13 protein-coding genes are annotated in these 17893 nt (G+C 57.3%); 10 read left to right on the top strand and 3 right to left on the bottom strand.

Features of this window, described 5'->3' with window-relative positions:
• Positions 1-25: 25 nt before the first annotated feature.
• Complete coding sequence (locus tag F475_RS16940; protein ID WP_177431114.1) at positions 26-985, top strand: MerR family transcriptional regulator; 960 nt, start codon at positions 26-28, stop codon at positions 983-985.
• A 3-nt stretch (positions 986-988) separates the two neighbouring features.
• On the opposite strand, the gene F475_RS16935 is transcribed toward F475_RS16940, so the two are convergent.
• Entirely contained in the window at positions 989-1594 is a 606-nt protein-coding gene (locus tag F475_RS16935) for a hypothetical protein (RefSeq protein ID WP_007942172.1), read from the bottom strand.
• A gap of 54 nt (positions 1595-1648) precedes the next feature.
• Positions 1649-2125 carry a PAS domain-containing protein gene (locus tag F475_RS16930; RefSeq protein ID WP_111454334.1) on the bottom strand — a complete coding sequence of 159 codons (477 nt, stop codon included), beginning with the start codon at positions 2123-2125 and terminating at the stop codon, positions 1649-1651.
• Between the two features lie 103 nt (positions 2126-2228).
• Between F475_RS16930 and F475_RS16925 the strand changes: the two genes are divergently transcribed.
• The 8 genes from F475_RS16925 to F475_RS16890 all read left to right on the top strand — a co-directional run bounded on the left by F475_RS16925 (position 2229) and on the right by F475_RS16890 (position 15633).
• Positions 2229-2684: a flavodoxin gene (locus F475_RS16925; RefSeq protein ID WP_064620259.1), complete on the top strand. Its 456-nt coding sequence runs from the start codon at positions 2229-2231 to the stop codon at positions 2682-2684.
• Positions 2685-2856: 172 nt separating this feature from the next.
• Positions 2857-3639, top strand: coding sequence for a class II aldolase/adducin family protein (locus F475_RS16920; RefSeq protein ID WP_018927170.1), 783 nt, complete (start codon positions 2857-2859; stop codon positions 3637-3639).
• Positions 3640-4542: an alpha/beta fold hydrolase gene (locus F475_RS16915; RefSeq protein ID WP_018927169.1), complete on the top strand. Its 903-nt coding sequence runs from the start codon at positions 3640-3642 to the stop codon at positions 4540-4542.
• A gap of 109 nt (positions 4543-4651) precedes the next feature.
• Positions 4652-5563 carry an SDR family oxidoreductase gene (locus tag F475_RS16910; RefSeq protein ID WP_111454333.1) on the top strand — a complete coding sequence of 304 codons (912 nt, stop codon included), beginning with the start codon at positions 4652-4654 and terminating at the stop codon, positions 5561-5563.
• Between the two features lie 586 nt (positions 5564-6149).
• The gene (locus tag F475_RS16905) at positions 6150-7943 is read left to right on the top strand and encodes a DUF1302 domain-containing protein (RefSeq protein ID WP_111454332.1); all 1794 of its coding nucleotides are present in this window, start codon (positions 6150-6152) and stop codon (positions 7941-7943) included.
• 23 nt (positions 7944-7966) lie between these two features.
• On the top strand, positions 7967-9334 hold the full coding sequence (locus F475_RS16900) for a DUF1329 domain-containing protein (RefSeq protein ID WP_018927165.1): 1368 nt from the start codon (positions 7967-7969) through the stop codon (positions 9332-9334).
• A gap of 140 nt (positions 9335-9474) precedes the next feature.
• On the top strand, positions 9475-12027 hold the full coding sequence (locus F475_RS16895; protein WP_111454331.1) for a LuxR C-terminal-related transcriptional regulator: 2553 nt from the start codon (positions 9475-9477) through the stop codon (positions 12025-12027).
• 162 nt (positions 12028-12189) lie between these two features.
• On the top strand, positions 12190-15633 hold the full coding sequence (locus F475_RS16890) for a dermonecrotic toxin domain-containing protein (protein ID WP_111454330.1): 3444 nt from the start codon (positions 12190-12192) through the stop codon (positions 15631-15633).
• Positions 15634-15685: 52 nt separating this feature from the next.
• Here F475_RS16890 and F475_RS16885 read toward each other — a convergent pair whose 3' ends face one another.
• Positions 15686-16468, bottom strand: a complete 783-nt coding sequence (locus F475_RS16885) for an IclR family transcriptional regulator (protein ID WP_111454329.1) — start codon at positions 16466-16468, stop codon at positions 15686-15688.
• 118 nt (positions 16469-16586) lie between these two features.
• On the opposite strand from F475_RS16885, the gene hmgA reads away from it, so the two are divergent.
• Complete coding sequence (hmgA, locus tag F475_RS16880) at positions 16587-17891, top strand: homogentisate 1,2-dioxygenase (protein ID WP_111454328.1); 1305 nt, start codon at positions 16587-16589, stop codon at positions 17889-17891.
• Positions 17892-17893: the final 2 nt, after the last annotated feature.

The following is a 17893-nucleotide window of genomic DNA, read 5'->3' as shown; positions in this document are numbered from 1 at the left end:
ATCAAAATACTAATATGGATCCAAAATCCCTGTGCTGACCGACATTGCGCCTGGCTTGCCCCCCATTACCTCCCTGATTCGAGAGGAGCTGTTCCCGATTCGTGAGGTCGCGCGGATGACAGGGGTCAACCCGGTCACGCTCCGAGCCTGGGAGCGACGCTACGGGCTGATACAGCCCACCCGCACCGAAAGCGGGCACCGCTTGTATTCGATGACCGATATCGAGCGTGTCCGCAGCATCCTCGGCTGGATCGAGCGCGGTGTCGCGGTAAGCAAGGTTGGCAAGATACTGGCCAAGACCGAACCGCTCCAGGTGCTGGAGCGGATCATTCCCGACGAGCTCGTTCAAGCCGACTACAGCCAATGGCAGCAGCAGGTCAAGGCGGCAGTGAGTGTTTTTGACGAAGTTCAGCTGGAACACGTCTACGGTCAGATCTTTTCCAGTTATCCGCTGACAGTTGTGTTTCAGGACATCCTGATTCCGATCTGGAAGCTATTGCTACAACGCCAAGATGCGTTCGGTCAGACCAGCGAGTGGCTTTTTCTGGATGGCTTTCTGCGGTCTCGAGTATTGCAACGCCTGCTGCTGGTGCGTGTCATGCAGCCGCGACGAGTGATTGTCTGCGCCTTGGCCGACCAATGTCGTGAGCTCGAAGTATTGGTCACGGCGCTGTATCTGAGCAGCGTCGATTCGGCTATTCAGTTGTTGGCGATCGGGCAGCCCTTTGATGAGTTGATCCTGGTCTGTGAGAAGATCAAGCCAAGGGCGCTGGTGCTGATTTCCAATCACGCGCCGGCTGCCGAACTGCCTCGACGTTTGAACCGTCTGGCCATGGGCCTGGATTGTCAGCTGTTTCTGGCCGGGGATGCGTCCGACCTGGCGCAAGAAAGTCTGGCCGGGTCGTCGGTGGGTTGCCTTGGAAACGAGGGAGGGGTGATGCGCCAGCGTCTGAAACAGTTCCTGGCGGGAAACCTGGATACCTGAGATTCAAATATGCAAAGCAGGATGGGTCAGGCGATGTTGCTGAAGGATGTACTGACGCAGACGCTCGGTTTCGTCCTTGTCACTCTGGCTCAACTCGTAGGCGTAGAAACCTTGCTCGGTCTCACGCTCCAGGGTGCCGCGCAACGCAATCCGCTCATAGCCTGACGGGCTGAACCACAACGCGAAGTGCTTTGGTGCTTTGGTCTTGTTGCGAACTTCCAGCAAAACCCCTTTGAACGATATTTCGTGCACCCACATCGTGCCGGGTTGCCCCTTGGCATTTTCCAGCGCCACTGGCTCTTCGAGCGGCAGGCGCCATGGCCGAATCATTGGCCCGTCTTCATAAATGCTGGGGACACCGAGGCGTAGATGCATTGCGTGAAACTCATCTTCCACCAGGTGCAGCGGGAAGGTCATTTGCTGATTTTCGAAAGTGGCCTGGATGGTGACTTGCTCATGAGCGGCCAGGCGTGTGAGCAAATCACGGATCTGCGAGCCGCCATTGACCAGCAAACTCGACGTCGCATCCCGCACATTGAGTTGCGGGTTGTGTTGCATGGTCTGGATAAAATCCAGCTCATCCTGGGTCAGGAGTGCGTCGCGCTGCATGATTTGCTCGAAAGAAATAATTACAAAGTCATCGGTGATTGTAGTAAATGACCACTAATTCGCAGATTGGTTTGATCCGTTCGTCGACTTGAGATCAGCAAGTTCTGCCTGTACCTCGGCCAATTGCGCTTCCAGCTGTGCAACTCGCTGCTGTGCCTTGACCTGAACCGTGACGTCTTTCTGCACCCCGACAAAATAGGTTTGTCCGTCGTGCGGGTTTTTTACCGTGGAAAGCGACAGTTCGTTCCAGAACGGGGTGCCGTCCTTGCGGTAATTCCTGAGAATTTCCCGGCAGGAACCGCCATTGCCCAACGCCTGGCGAATCAATGCGAGGGCGGGCTGATCCCGGTCTCCTGCCTGCAAAAAGCGGCAATCCTGGTAGAGGATTTCTTCGCTGGTATAGCCCGTCAGGCGTTCGAACGCTGGGTTTACGTAAATCAGGATATTGTCCTGTTCGCCTTCCTTTTCGGCAATCACGATGCCGTCGTTGGACGCGTCGATCACCATTTGCAGCAGCGAGGCATTGATCATCGCAGAGTCCTTTGCGTATTGATGGGTACGCTGCATTCTAAAAGATCAATGAGGGCTGTGCTGTTAATATCTTGGCCTTTTACTCAGCTTCAGGATCAGATTGATGAAAGTCGCCATCCTTTCCGGCTCGGTGTACGGCACGGCTGAAGAAGTCGCCCGCCACGCCGCAAGTCTATTGAACGCCGCCGGTTTTGAAACCTGGCACAACCCGCGCGCGACACTTGCCGATGTTCAGGCCTTTGGCCCGGAAGCCTTTCTGGCGGTGACTTCGACCACCGGCATGGGTGAGTTGCCGGACAACCTGCAACCATTGTATTCGATGATCCGCGATCAATTGCCCGCCGCCTGGCGTGGCTTGCCGGGTGCCGTTATCGGGTTGGGCGACTCGAGTTACGGCGATACGTTCTGCGGTGGCGGTGAGCAAATGCGTGAGTTGTTCGGCGAACTGGGCGTGCATGAAGTGCTGCCGATGTTGCGTCTGGACGCCAGTGAAACGGTAACGCCGGAAACCGACGCCGAGCCTTGGCTGGCGGACCTGGTCAGCGCTCTGCGGGGCTGACCGGCTTTTATTGGCGGCAGTGTTCTGACATGGATCCAGGCTCCCCCACGCACTGACTCGCTCGGCCACCAAGCTGGCTGCCAATGCAACTAGCCGATCTCCGGGGGCTGACTAGACTGCTGTAACGTCAGTGAACATTAAGAACCCAGAACAATAAAAAGAGATCCTTGCCGTGAGCGTAACCCCCATCCAGTCGCCACACAGTCTCCAGGATAAAGTCAGTGCCGCCGAGTGGCAGACCCGCGTCGACCTGGCGGCCTGTTATCGTCTGGTCGCCCTCCACGGCTGGGACGATCTGATCTTCACGCACATTTCAGCCAAGGTGCCAGGCACTGAAGACTTCCTGATCAACCCGTTCGGGATGATGTTCCATGAAATCACCGCGTCGAGCCTGGTCAAGGTCGATCAGGCCGGCAACAAATTGATGGACAGCCCCTACGAGATCAACCCGGCGGGTTACACCATCCACAGCGCGGTGCATGAAGTCCGGCATGACGTCGTGTGTGTACTGCATACCCACACGGCGGCGGGGGTGGCGGTATCGGCGCAGAAACAGGGCATTTTGCCGATCAGTCAGCAGTCATTGTTCGTGCTGTCCAGCCTGGCTTATCACGCCTACGAAGGCGTGGCACTGAACCATGAAGAGAAGGCGCGGCTGCAAGCCGACCTGGGTGAAAACAACTTTCTGATGCTGCACAACCACGGTCTGCTGACCTGTGGCGGCACCATCGCCGACACGTTCCTGATGATGTTTACCTTTCAGCGCGCCTGCGAGATTCAGGTGCTGGCTCAGAACGGTGGCGCGGAGCTGATTGCCATCGAACCGCAGATTCTGGCGGGCGCCAAGGCGATGATCGCCGGCGTCACCAAAAGTGCTCAAGGGATGGGTGGCGCGCTGGCCTGGCCGGCGCTGCTGCGCAAACTCGATAAACAAGACCCGGGTTATAAACTCTAAATGGCACTCGCCGAAATTCCTCTGTGTGTCTGGCGTAAACGCGGCCAGACGTTCGTCTTCCGCGGTCAGACCATCCGCTATTGGGCGGCGGGGCAGGGCGAGCCGCTGTTGTTGATCCATGGCTTCCCGACCGCCAGTTGGGACTGGCATTACCTGTGGCAGCCGCTGGCGCAGCGCTATCGGGTGATTGCCTGCGACATGCTTGGCTTCGGCGATTCGGCCAAACCGGTGAACCACAACTACAGCCTGCTGGAGCAGGCCGATCTGCAACAAGCGTTATTGGCGCACTTGAACGTCGAGCAACCCGTTCACGTGTTGGCACACGATTATGGCGACAGCGTGGCCCAGGAGCTCTTGGCCCGGCACTACGAAGCACGTGCTCATATCGCCAGTTGCGTGTTCCTCAATGGCGGGTTGTTTCCCGAAACCCATCGCCCGGTGTTGATGCAAAAACTCCTGCTAAGCCCCTTGGGCTGGATGATCGGGCTAGCTTTTACCCGTGACGCTCTGGTGAAGAGTTTCAAGCAGATTTTCGGTCCGCAGACCCGGCCCACCGAAAGTGAGCTGGATGATTTCTGGAGTCTGGTCGATAGCAATCACGGGCAGCGGATCATGCATAAATTGATCGGTTATATTCCGCAGCGGCGGGTCCAGCGTGAGCGTTGGGTCAGCGCCATGCAGCGCGGCGAGGTGCCGCTGCGCGTTATCGATGGTGAGGTCGATCCGGTTTCCGGTGCGCACATGGTGGCGCGCTATCGGCAACTGATTCCCACCCCGGACACTGTCCTGCTGTCCGAGATCGGCCATTACCCACAGATCGAAGCGCCGGCGCAGGTGCTCAAGCACTATCTGGAATTTCGCGATCAGTTGATTTCACCGCCGCTCAAGTTGGCGTGTTCCTGACTATCCCGCTGCCTTATCGCGCACCATTCAGCCGCCCCCGTGTTCATTGTGACCGGCAGCCCCGTGCCCGACACTCGCACTCATAGTCCCTGGTCTGCTGGAGTTCCCCATGAATGAGTCTGTGCGCTTCGAAGATAAAGTCGTGATTGTCACCGGTGCAGGCGGCGGCTTGGGGCGAGCGCATGCATTGCTGTTCGCCAAACAGGGTGCCAGAGTGCTGGTCAATGATCTCGGCGGCTCGGCTCAGGGTGAAGGCGCCAATGCATCGGCGGCTGATCGGGTGGTGGCGGAAATTCGTGAAGCGGGTGGCATCGCCGAGGCTAATCATGACTCTGTCACCGACGGAGACAAAATCGTCCAGCATGCCCTTGATACGTTCGGTCGTATCGATGTCGTGGTGAACAACGCCGGCATCCTGCGCGACAAGACCTTTCACAAAATGGACGACAGCGATTGGGACCTGGTTTACCGCGTTCACGTCGAAGGCGCCTACAAGGTCACTCGCGCCGCCTGGCCACACATGCGTGAGCAAAACTATGGCCGCGTGATCTTCACCGCGTCGACCTCGGGCATCTATGGCAACTTCGGGCAGTCAAACTATGGCATGGCCAAACTCGGCCTCTACGGCCTGACCCGCACACTGGCTATCGAGGGCCGCAAGAACAATATCCTGGTCAATGCCATCGCCCCCACGGGTGGCACCCGCATGACCGAAGGCCTGATCCCGCCGCAAGTATTCGAGCAACTCAAACCGGAACTGGTCAGCCCATTGGTGGTGTACCTGGCCAGCGAGCAATGCCAGGAAACGTCGGGGCTGTTCGAGGTCGGTGGCGGCTGGATGGGCAAGGTGCGCTGGGAGCGCAGCCTGGGCGCCGGGTTCGATCCGCGGGTCGGTTTCTCGCCGGAGGATGTGGCGGCGCATTGGCAGCAGATCTGCGATTTCGAAGGCGCGGCGCATCCGAAGGACAACATTGAGGCGCTGAAGGAAATGATGCAGAACTTGCAGAAGTATTCCCTCTGACGCTGATTGCGCGACATCTGGCGGGGCTTGCCTGAGCCCCGTCATCCCCTCCCGACTACTCCCTGCCTGAAAACCTTTCGCCCATAAAAAAGGCCGCTGCAAACGCAGCGGCCAAAGTAAGACGTGGATCCAGGAGCTACAAATCAACGTCAGTGAACACAGGGCGATGAGTCGAAAAAATACGCTTCGAATCATCTGGATTCTGTCGCTAATGGGGTGGTCTATCGTCCCCGTTCTTTGTGCTTTCGGGCCGTTTTCCGTGAAAGCCAGGCAAGAATAAGGTATTGATCACAAAGGAAAAATAGCGATTTCTGACATGCACTGTTACAGTCTTGGCAACAGTCTTCGGCTGACCTTTTGTAACAGCTGCCGCTAGCTGCGCCAGCTGTTACACATCCAACTTCAAACATGTCCCATGCACTGCACTGATAACCCTCCATCCAGCCCATCCATACCCCGCGCAAAACCCCGCCCCATGCGGGCCTTCATCCTTTGGAGGTACATCGCGAATACCTCCTTGGTGCGCTTATCGCTCCCGGCGAGCGGCAGTAGGGTGGGGGCTTCTGTCACTCACCGGGGAAGACGCATGACAAAAACAACAATGCGCGCCATCTTCAAACCGCAAGCGCTGGCCGCTGCGGTGGCCTTGGGCTGCTGTGCCCAGGCGCAGGCTGTTTCATTCAACATCGGCGAAATCGAGGGGCAGTTTGATTCCTCGTTGTCCGTCGGCGCGAGCTGGGGCATGCGTGATGCCGACAAGTCGCTGGTGGGTACCGTCAATGGCGGGACAGGCCAGTCTTCGACCGGTGATGACGGACGCCTGAACTTCAAGAAAGGCGAAACCTTCTCCAAGATCTTCAAGGGCATCCACGACCTCGAATTGAAGTACGGCGACACCGGCGTGTTCGTCCGTGGCAAGTACTGGTACGACTTCGAGCTCAAAGACGAAGACCGCGAGTTCAAGCAGATCAGCGACAGCGGTCGCAAGGAAGGCGCCAAGTCTTCCGGGGCGGAGCTTCTCGATGCCTTCGTTTATCACAACTATTCCATCGCCGATCTGCCGGGCACCGTGCGTGCCGGTAAACAGGTGGTCAGCTGGGGTGAAAGCACCTTCATCGGTAACTCGATCAACAGCATCAACCCGGTCGACGTTTCGGCGTTCCGGCGTCCCGGCGCTGAGATCAAGGAAGGCCTGATTCCGGTCAACATGTTGTTCGCTTCCCAGGGCTTGACCGATCAACTCACGGTGGAAGGTTTCTACCAACTGGAGTGGGACCAGACCGTCGTAGACAACTGCGGCACCTTCTTCGGTAACGACGTGGTGGCGGACGGTTGCAACAACAACTACACCGTCGGCAGCCCGGCGATTGCACCGCTTGCACCACTGGCGGCAGCCTTTGGCCAACCTATCCAGGTCACCCGTGAGGGCGTGATCGTGCCCCGTGGCGGTGACCGCGATGCACGGGATTCGGGGCAGTGGGGCGCGGCTTTGCGCTGGCTCGGTGACGACACCGAATACGGCCTCTACTTCATGAACTACCACAGTCGCACACCGACCGTCGGCACCACCACCGCCGGGCTGTCCACATTGGCCAGCCTGCCGGGCATGGTCAGCACTGCCAACCGTCTGGCCCCGGGCAGCGGTTCGGGCCTGGCGCAAAGCGTAATGCTCGGGCGCGGCCAGTACTACCTCGAATACCCGGAAGACATTCGCCTGTACGGTGCGAGTTTCTCCACCACGTTGCCCACCGGCACTGCCTGGACCGGCGAAATCAGCTACCGGCCTAACGCTCCGGTGCAGGTCAACACCAACGACCTGACCCTGGCGTTGCTCAACCCGATCGCCGGCGGCGCGGCATCGCCTGTTGCGACCCGGCCTGGCGCCGACAATACCGGTTACCGCCGCAAGGAAGTGACCCAGGTGCAAAGCACCCTGACGCACTTCTTCGATCAAGTGCTGGGCGCCCAACGGCTGACCCTGGTCGGTGAAGCGGCGATGGTCCATGTCGGTGGTCTTGAGCCGCGGAGCAAGCTGCGTTACGGCCGTGATTCGGTCTACGGCCAGTACGGTTTCGGTGGCGATACCGACGGCTTCGTCACCTCGACCTCCTGGGGCTATCGCGCCCGGGCGATCCTCGATTACGCCAACGTGATTGGCGGGATCAACCTCAAACCCAACCTGTCCTGGTCCCATGACGTCGCCGGCTACGGCCCCAACGGGCTGTTCAACGAAGGCGCCAAGGCGGTCAGCGTTGGTGTCGATGCCGACTACCGCAACACCTATACCGCAAGCTTGAGTTACACCGACTTTTTCGGCGGGAATTACAACACCCTGACCGACCGCGACTTCCTGGCGCTGAGCTTCGGCGTGAACTTCTGATCTGGCTGAGAAGGATGATGTTAATGCGCAAGATGATTCTGCAATGCGGCGCCCTGGCACTGAGTCTGTTGGCCGCCAACGTGATGGCTGCGGTCTCGCCGGAAGAGGCCAATAAGCTCGGCACCACCCTCACGCCGCTGGGCGCCGAGAAGGCCGGCAACGCCGATGGGTCGATCCCGGCCTGGACCGGTGGCATCCCGAAAAACGCTGGCGCGGTCGACAGCAAAGGCTTCCTGGCTGACCCGTTCGCCAGTGAAAAGCCGCTGTTCACCATCACCGCCGCAACGGTCGACAAGTACAAGGACAAGCTTTCGGACGGTCAGGTGGCGATGTTCAAGCGCTACCCGGAAACCTACAAGATTCCGGTCTACCCAACCCATCGCACCGTGGCCGTGCCGCCGGAAATCTACGAGTCGGCCAAGCGCAGCGCGCTGAACGTAACCAGCATCAACGACGGTAACGGCCTGGCCAATTTCACCGGCAATCGCTATTACGCGTTCCCGATTCCGAAGAATGGCGTCGAAGTGCTGTGGAACCACATCACCCGTTACCACGGCGGTAATCTGCGACGGATCATCACCCAGGTGACCCCGCAGACCAACGGCAGCTACACGCCGATTCGCTTCGAGGAAGAGATCGCCGTACCGCAACTGATGAAGGACCTGGACCCGGACAAAGCCGCCAACGTGCTGACCTTCTTCAAACAGTCGGTAACCGCGCCGGCGCGGCTGGCGGGTAACGTATTGCTGGTGCATGAAACCCTCGACCAGGTGAAAGAGCCGCGACTGGCGTGGATCTACAACGCCGGTCAACGTCGAGTGCGCCGTGCACCGCAAGTGGCCTACGACGGACCAGGCACCGCCGCTGACGGCCTGCGGACTTCGGATAACTTCGATATGTTCTCCGGTGCGCCAGATCGCTACGACTGGAAACTGATCGGCAAAAAGGAAATGTACATTCCCTACAACAGCTACAAACTCGATTCGCCGAGCCTCAAGTACGATGACGTGGTGAAAGCCGGGCACATCAACCAGGACCTGACCCGCTACGAGTTGCACCGGGTCTGGGAAGTGGTCGGCACGGTCAAGCCGAGTGAGCGGCACATCTACGCCAAACGCCACATGTACCTCGACGAAGACAGCTGGCAAGTGGCGCTGGTGGACCACTACGACGGTCGCGGCCAACTGTGGCGAGTGGCCGAAGGTCACGCCCAGTACTACTACGATCACCAGACTCCGGCCTACACCCTCGAGGCGCTCTACGACATCATCGCTGGCCGATACATTGCCCTGGGAATGAAGAACGAAGAGAAGCACAGTTTCATATTTGGCTTTGACGCCAAGGCTGCCGACTACACACCGTCGGCTCTGCGCGCCGAGGGCGTTCGGTAAGGGTTTTGATACATTGGCATCACGAAAGGCGACCGGTGGGTCGCCTTTTTTATGGGCGCCAATCAGCGCGCTGAATACCTCTCAACAAGCGGGTGGGAGAGGGTTAGGGTTGTCGGACAATTATAAAAAGGCACGCTGCAATGACCGCCATGACCCCGTGTCTGGACCATTCTGGATTCCTGCCCCGCCTGTCCTCTCATCACTTGTCGCGGGCTCGCTTGACCGAGCCGCTACTGACCTCAACGGCCCGGGTGAAATTACTCTGCGCCCCCGCCGGCAGCGGCAAGAGTGCGCTGCTCGCCGAGTGCCTGTTGCGGGCGCCATCCCGGTGCCGGGTGCATTGGCTGCCCTTGTCTGGCGTGGTGTCGAGCGCGGCCGATTTTCGTCATCGTCTGGCAGAGGCGCTGGGGTTGGCCTCGTCGGGTGAAACCGAATTGCTGAGCAATCTGGCGCGATTGCAGACGCCGACCTGGCTGTTCCTCGATGACTACTGCCGTCTGCCGAACCCGGAGCTGGACTCGTTGCTGGATCGCATGTTGGCGATCGGCAGCCCGATGCTGACCTGGTGGCTCGGCACTCGTCGCCGGCCGCAATGCAACTGGCCACGGCTGTTGCTTGATGATGAATTGTACGAATGCGAGAGCGCTTCGCTGGCTTTTACTTCAGGTGAAGTGGAGCAGCTGTTGCGTCCCTGGGTGCGGGATCAGGCCAACAAGGTGGCCAGTCGGGTCATCCAGCGCACCGGCGGCTGGTGTGCCGGTGTGCGGATCGCGCTGTTGCAGAAGTGCGACTGGTCGCGTCAGGACACTCCCCAGGGACGGGCGGACACCTTGCTCGATTATCTGGAGCACGAGTTGTTCAGCTCGCTGACGCCTGAGTTGAGCGAGGCCTGGCGCGTGCTGGCCCACTTGCCACGCTTCAATGCCCGACTGTGCGATCACCTGTTTGGGGCCGGGGAGGGCGCGCAGTACTTGAGGACCTTGCAAGCACTGGGTTGTTTTATCGAACCCTGGCGCGACTCCACCGACTGGCTGCAGGTTTTCACCCCGTTCACCCAATTGCTGCGCGATGAGCAATGGTCGGCCGGACGCTCCTGGCATCGGCGGGCCTGCCAGTGGTTCTGCGCCGAGCAGGACTGGAAATCAGCCTTCGAACAGGCATTGCTCGCCGAGGAATACGAAGTGGCGGTCAGCCTGTTGCAGCACTTCAGTTTCGAGCATCTGTTCGAGGAGCAGACAGTGGTGCTGTTGTTGCGTCTGCATGAGCAACAAGGCGAGGAGCTGATGCTCGGCTCGCCGCAACTGATCGGGCTGATCACGGCGGCATCGCTGTTTGCGGGGCGGTTTGAGCAAGCCGGAGCCTGTATCGAGCAGTTGTCACGATTCGTCCCGCAGCCGTCGGCGATTCTGCAACGGCAACTGATCGCACGGTGGCAGGCCCAGCAGGGGTGGCTGTTGCATCTGCAGGGGCGGATGGAGGGCTCGCGTGCGCATTTTCTCGATGCGCTGAAGGACCTTGGTCCCGAACTCTGGACTGTACGTGTGATGTGCTTGTCGGGGCTGACCCAGCAAGCATTGCTGCGTGGGGAGCTGGAAGTCGCCCAGGCAATGAATCGTGAAGCGTTGTGCCTGGCGCGTGCGCAAGGTTCACTGGTTTTCGAAGGACTGCTGGAACTGGATCATGCGCAATTGCTGGAGCAGCGTGGTGCTCTCCAACGTGCCGAGGACTTGCTTGCCAATGTTCACGCCATGTTCACCAGGCAGCAACGCGATGCCGAACCTTTGCTCGGACGACTGGCGTTGCAGCGTGGCCGTTTGAATCTGTCTCTGGGACGCGATGCACAGGCGAGCGAGTTGTTTGAAAGTGGCTTGCGGATCTGCCTGCGCAATCACGACAAGCGGGTGCTGTACGGTTTTCTGGGGCTTGCGCAATTGGCGGCCAATCAACGTGACTATGACTTGGCATTTGCTCATCTGCGCGATGCTGAACGGTTGATGCAGCAGCGGCAGAGTCCTGACACCGTTTATCGTGGCGTACTGCTGCAAGTCAGCAGCCATTTCTGGCTGCAGCAGGGCCGGCCAGAACTCGCCTGTGAGGCGCTGAGTCGCGTCTTGCGCCACTATCTGGGCCAGGCGCGGCAAGCACCTCCGGCAACTTTGCTGCTGATTGCCCGGATTGAGTACCTGCTGGTGTTGGCCCAAGTCTATTTGCGCCGGAGCGAGGCCCCATTGAACATCCTCGCTCGCCTGCTTGATCAGTCGAAGCGCTCCGCTCAGTTGACGCTGGAGGTGGAACTGTTGTTCGCCAGGGCCGAAGTCGCCTGGTTGAATAGTGACCTGGTCAGTGCCAACGAGTTTTTACGCAGTGGATTAAATCTGGTGGAGCGATGTGGTTTGCGGCAGGCGCTGCGTGAACTTCAATTACGCCAGCCTGACCTGCTGTCGGCACTGGGAATGACGGAGCCGAATATTGAAGGCGTGGCATATACAGGAGGTAATAATCCGCTTAGTCAGCGCGAGGTCGAAGTACTAAAGTTGATTGCGTTGGGTAATTCGAATCAACAGATTGCCGAGCAATTATTCATCTCGTTACATACGGTCAAAACGCACGCTCGACGCATTCACGGTAAGTTGGGCGTTGAGCGCAGAACTCACGCAGTTGCCCAGGCGCGACTGCTTGGGCTGTTGGCGTGATGTAACAATTGATCGGCTGTTTGTGGCGCGGCGTTATTGTTGCTGCAACATAAGTCGAAAAGAAATCCGACTGTATTGTTGGTTATCTTTGATTTAGTTTCGCTGGAAGTTGGTGTGTGCAAGTGCACCGCTTTTAATTGGCTAAGTCAGGATTATGTATTTATGGAAAGTAATAAGCTCGAATCGGTTTTAAATAAATTCACCGGCGTAAACGAGGCCGTTGAACAGTTGTCCGGGCAATTGAAGTTTATCCCGTCATTTGCGTCTTTGCTACAAGATTGCCTGGCGGAGGACATGTGGCGTTTGGTGCCGGAACTCTATATTTCCAAGGTGTTTATCAATTATCGCGGTGCTGCGACTGCCCAAGAGCCGACAGGTTCACTGAATGATGTATTGATGGAGTGTCTGCTGCGCGGAAGTGCACCGAATTATAATCCAGACCAATATGGTGTGTACGATTGGCTGAACGATACGGACGAAAGCGCCCGATACGCTGATCTGGATGTTGGGACAGTGAGTCAATTTATCGCCGAATTGCTCCGGACGTTGCCTGCAAAGTTTGTCGTGGCGCTGGATCAGTACTGGGCACGTAATACGGGCAACAACGTGATGCGTAAAGGCCTTCTGCGAAGTTATGCTGTCAAACTCTTCTGGCAGGAATTGAATAACGTAACGCAAGAGGGCGGTGTCACACCGGAAGACGAAAAAAAGATTCACGCGTTGACCAGTCCTCTGGTTCCCAGCGCATTTTATGGCGTTGCTGTCCAACTGCACGATGGCGTCTTCAAAACATTGGCTTCGGCTTTTGTCATGCGTCTGGATGGTCAGTCGTCAGGGGCAATTGTTCCTGCGGCGGACAGCGCCATGATTTTATATACGGCGAACGCAGGGGTGGAAAAGTTCGCTACGTCGGCAGCGCTGCATCAAGAAGTCCGGAAACGCCTGAGTACGCCAGCGAGTCGTGGCGAATTGCTGAAGGACTTGGCAGTTGAAAACGCGCTGAAGGTCGAGGCTGATCCAGGGATTCGTTATCCACGAATTGATACGGATGTATTCGGTGTTGGCACAGACGCGCTGTTGGCAAAACAACGTGCTGACATCAGTCGTCAACTCAAGGGGTTGAGTGGCTCGCGCACGGACAAGGAGAATGTGATCCGAGAAGTTAACGCCCTCCTGCCCTTGAAGGAGCTGCTTGAGAATGCGAAACATCGCACAGCCGCGCTGATCAAGTTGATCAGTAAAAATGCGTGGCCTGAATGGTTGAAGCGCAGTAGCGAAAGGGACCAGAAGATTTATGTCGATCTGGAGCGCACCCTGCTTCAAAGTGAAGTAGATCTGCATCGACGAGTGGGTCATGTCGCGTCGCTGAAAGCCTATACACGAAACAGTGTTCAAGACTTTATTTTTCGGCGTGCTGCACTGCATGTCGATCCTGATTTTGTCCTCGTGACCTTGAACTACAATTTCCGTATGGGCGTGAAGGAAATCAGGCATCAAGAAACGAAAACGTTAACCGAACTTTTTATGTACGGTTTGCATGATAAAGCCGCCCGCTATCAGCTCAAGATCAACGGCGAACATGCGCGGGATTTGACCCCTTCATTCATCGAGTCAGCCATCGAAACGCTCGATGTGCGGATGAAGTACGCAGCGCTGCGGAACGCTGCCTATAAAGAGCCCGAAGTACAAGACGCTATCCATGAAAACCTGGCAAGAGTGACGGCCTTGTCGGTATTCGCCGCCGGGCTGCAAGGTCATTTGAAGGCACAAAGTCTGGATATGGTGAAACGTTGCAATCTTGGCGATACATCATTAATTACTCATGGTCTTTCCTTTCGTGATGATTATCAGGCATTCAAGGATCTCACCGTTTATACCTCTAAAAGCAATGGTGCGCTTGTTCCTTGTGTGTTATATGCGCCAGGCGCGCCGGGAGGTAAAGACTGGTTTGAATTCGATAATGTTTGGTTGCTCAAGGAGCACGTTGCGAAATGGGTGCTTGTTCCAGGCGGTAAGGATTACTTGATCGATCAATGCCACTTGAAGGATCGCGGCAAGCTGGTTGACGAAATAAATAAATCCGGAGCAGCGGTCATAGCTGGTCAATCGTCACGAATCAATAGCGTTACATGGATGTCTCTTCCCCAGAGACGCTTTGAAGACAGTGTCCGGCAGCTACTGGCATGGGCGGAGTACGAGGTCGAATTTGTTACGCCTGGTTGGTTCAGGCAAGCGAAGCTGTCTGAACGGCAATGCCTGGCTCGACTGAGTACTGAACAAAGCGCCATTTATGAGCTGGCGAAAGATAAGGTTAATGTACAGCCGTTTCAGGTGTTTGCTCGGGAATTGGTGAAAAAGCGAGTTAATGACTATTTACTTCGCTCGGGGCCACACCCGGAAATTGATCCGGACCAGGTTGAGATCACAATTGCAGGTCATCAGCCAATGACCCTGACTCAGCTGTTTATTAATTGGGAAATCTGGCGCAGCGACACCAGTTCTTTTGTGAAGGCTCTTGCGTGGTTTGACACGGTGGTCAAAAGTCTGGTCAATGTTCATGATCTATTGAGAACGGCTACGTTCAGGTCAAGAGACGGCACTTCGGTGGGAAGGCTGAGTGCGGCAGTGATCAACGACTTGATTGGAGTGTTGCCAGGGGATCAATACATCGATTATTTGAAGAGCACTTTCCTCAATCCCGGGGGCGGAGATCTGTCAACAAGACCTGAGGTGTATGGCAAGCTCAAGCAAAACAAACTCCAGTTCGATGCTCTGACTCAGAGAATGCAAGGCAATTTGAGCGTGGAGCAATATACCTGGCTGAATGCGGTGCTGGAAGAGTTGCACATTACTGCAAGTACTGCCAATGGCGAAGTCTACAGGTTTGTCGTTAACGGCAAGCGAGTTGAAGGTGGATATGTCTTTGCTCGCAAAGGCACAACTGAAAAAATTATTTATCTGCCAGCGGCTTACGATGGCAAGAATTTTGTTTCACTGGAATCTTATGCCGCGGAACTGAAGATGCATGCGCGATGGGATATTGTTAAAAGTGTCCGGAGTAGAGATCAAGAGGTTGTGCGCAATTATTTGTTCGAAGTTCTGAAGGGATATCATGATTTCACGCTAACACTCGGACGGCCTATCCGCTTCTCGGATGACTACGCGCCGATGATCGAGCTTTTCATCGCCGAGACGGATGACCAGACGACCAGTCTTTCCGAAGCATTCTGGCGCGACACGCTGATTGTTGCCGAATTTGCGGTGGACATTGTTTCGCTCTTAATTCCACCGGTCGGGGTCGCAGCCACGTTATTGAAGGCAACGCGATCAATTGTGCTGGGGGTAATCGCTCACCACAACGGGTATGAAAAACAGGCAAACGGGCATTTTTCAGCTGCATGGGTCGGGTTGATTTCTCTCTATGTGGGTACCGTTGCGGGCATTGGCGGTGCAAATGCCGGCTTGAGTCACCTTTCCAGAATCAACGATTTTGCCGGAATTGTTTCAACCGTTACCGGTGTTGAGGTCGGCGTAAATTATCTGACCTATGTGGCGGGTCGGTCTCTCGCGAGTACAACCGGTTCGGTAACAACCTCTATTCGCTGAGCAGGGAAAAGAGTGGATGAATAGCGGGCGGTGATATTTCCGCTTTATTACGTCACGGTTCAACCTGGTAACCCATCCGCCAACTCACGGCCCGCGTCGCTGCCAGCAATCGCTGCGCCGCCGGGCCGTTTTCGTCAGCGTGAAACAGTGAGGTCGGACCGACGATGGTCATGACCGCCGCTACATTCCCTGCTGCGTTGAATACCGGTGCCGACAACGCATCCACTCCCGGCATCAGCAACCCATGCACATGATGCAGGCCGCGTACGCGGATCTGTTCGCATAAGGCCGCATAGGTCTGATCGTCCGCCAAGATGTGGTCAGTGGCGTTGTGAAGTTCCTGATCGCGCAAGTCCACGGTTTCCCGCTTTGGTAGGTAAGCGCCAAATACCAGGCCAGTGGATGAACTGAGCAACGGCAATACCGAGCCCAATTGCGTGACCACCGTCACCGACCGCACCGCCGGTTCGATGTGCACGACCGTCGCGCCCTGATTACCCCATACCGCCAAAAAACAGGTTTCGTTCAGATCGTCGCGCAGTTCGGCCAAGGGCAGGGCGGCGACTTTCAGCACGTCCATACTGTTCAGGGCAGCCAGGCCGACTCGCAGCGCTTCACGGCCCAGGCCGTAATGGTTGGTGGCGGGGTTCTGCTCGGCAAAACCGCTGGCGATCAATGCCTGTAGATAACGGTGAACCTTGCTCGCCGGCATCTGCACGTGTTCGGCCAAGCGCGACAACGAGGTCGAGGGCGACAGCTCGGCGAGGGCCTTGAGGATATCGGTGCCGACTTCGGCCGAGCGGACTTTCTGTTTACCGTTGCTTTCGCTGGTCATGGAGGCGGTGTGATCCCGGGACGAATGGGCGTCTTTATAGCTTGACGGTCAATACCAATCAAATTACGTTATGCGTAATTGAATTACGATAAAAATAACTACCCGTTCAGGAGGCTCCATGAACCTCGATTCAACGGCGCCAGCGCTGGCTTATCAGTCAGGCTTTGGCAACGAATTCAGCAGCGAAGCATTGCCCGGCGCACTGCCTGTCGGCCAGAACTCCCCGCAAAAAGCCCCTTACGGCCTGTATACCGAACTGTTCTCCGGCACCGCGTTCACCATGGCCCGCAGCGAAGCACGCCGGACCTGGATGTACCGCATTCAGCCATCGGCCAATCACCCGGCATTCGTCAAACTGGATCGGCAACTGGCCGGTGGTCCGTTGGGTGAAGTGACCCCCAATCGCCTGCGCTGGAACCCCTTGGACATTCCGACCGAGCCCACCGATTTCATCGACGGGCTGGTGAGCATGGCCGCCAATTCGGGCGCGGATAAACCGGCCGGGATCAGCATCTACAACTACCGCGCCAACCGGTCCATGGAGCGGGTGTTCTTCAACGCCGACGGCGAACTGCTGTTGGTCCCGGAACTGGGCCGCCTGCGCATCGCCACTGAACTGGGCGTGCTGGATCTGGAACCGCTGGAAATCGCCGTGCTGCCTCGCGGGCTGAAATTCCGCATCGAACTGCTCGATCCGCAAGCGCGGGGCTACGTGGCCGAAAACCACGGCGCGCCACTGCGCCTGCCGGACCTGGGGCCGATCGGCAGCAACGGTCTGGCCAACCCTCGCGACTTCCTGACTCCGGTGGCGCATTACGAAAACCTCAAGCAACCGACCACCCTGGTGCAGAAATTCCTCGGCCAGTTGTGGGGCTGCGAGCTCGATCATTCGCCGCTGAACGTGGTCGCCTGGCACGGCAATAACGTGCCCTACAAATATGACCTGCGTCGCTTCAACACCATTGGCACGGTGAGTTTCGATCACCCGGATCCGTCGATTTTCACCGTCCTGACCTCGCCGACCAGCGTGCACGGTCTGGCCAACCTCGACTTCGTGATCTTCCCGCCACGCTGGATGGTGGCCGAGAAAACCTTCCGTCCGCCGTGGTTCCACCGCAACCTGATGAACGAATATATGGGCCTGATCAAGGGCGAGTACGATGCCAAAGCCGAAGGTTTCGTGCCGGGCGGCGCCTCGTTGCACAGCTGCATGAGTGCTCACGGCCCCGATGGTGAGACCTGCACCAAGGCGATCAACGCTGAACTGGCGCCGGCTAAAATCGACAACACCATGGCTTTCATGTTCGAGACCAGCCAGGTGCTGCGCCCGAGCCGGTTCGCCCTGGATTGTCCACAGCTGCAAAACGATTACGACGCCTGCTGGGCTTCGTTGCCCGCCACTTTCGACCCGACACGGAGATAATC

The organism is Pseudomonas sp. URMO17WK12:I6, from assembly GCF_003253625.1.
Lineage (GTDB): Bacteria > Pseudomonadota > Gammaproteobacteria > Pseudomonadales > Pseudomonadaceae > Aquipseudomonas.
Note: the sequence above shows the minus strand (reverse complement) of the source record. Positions and strands in the feature narration are given on the sequence as shown.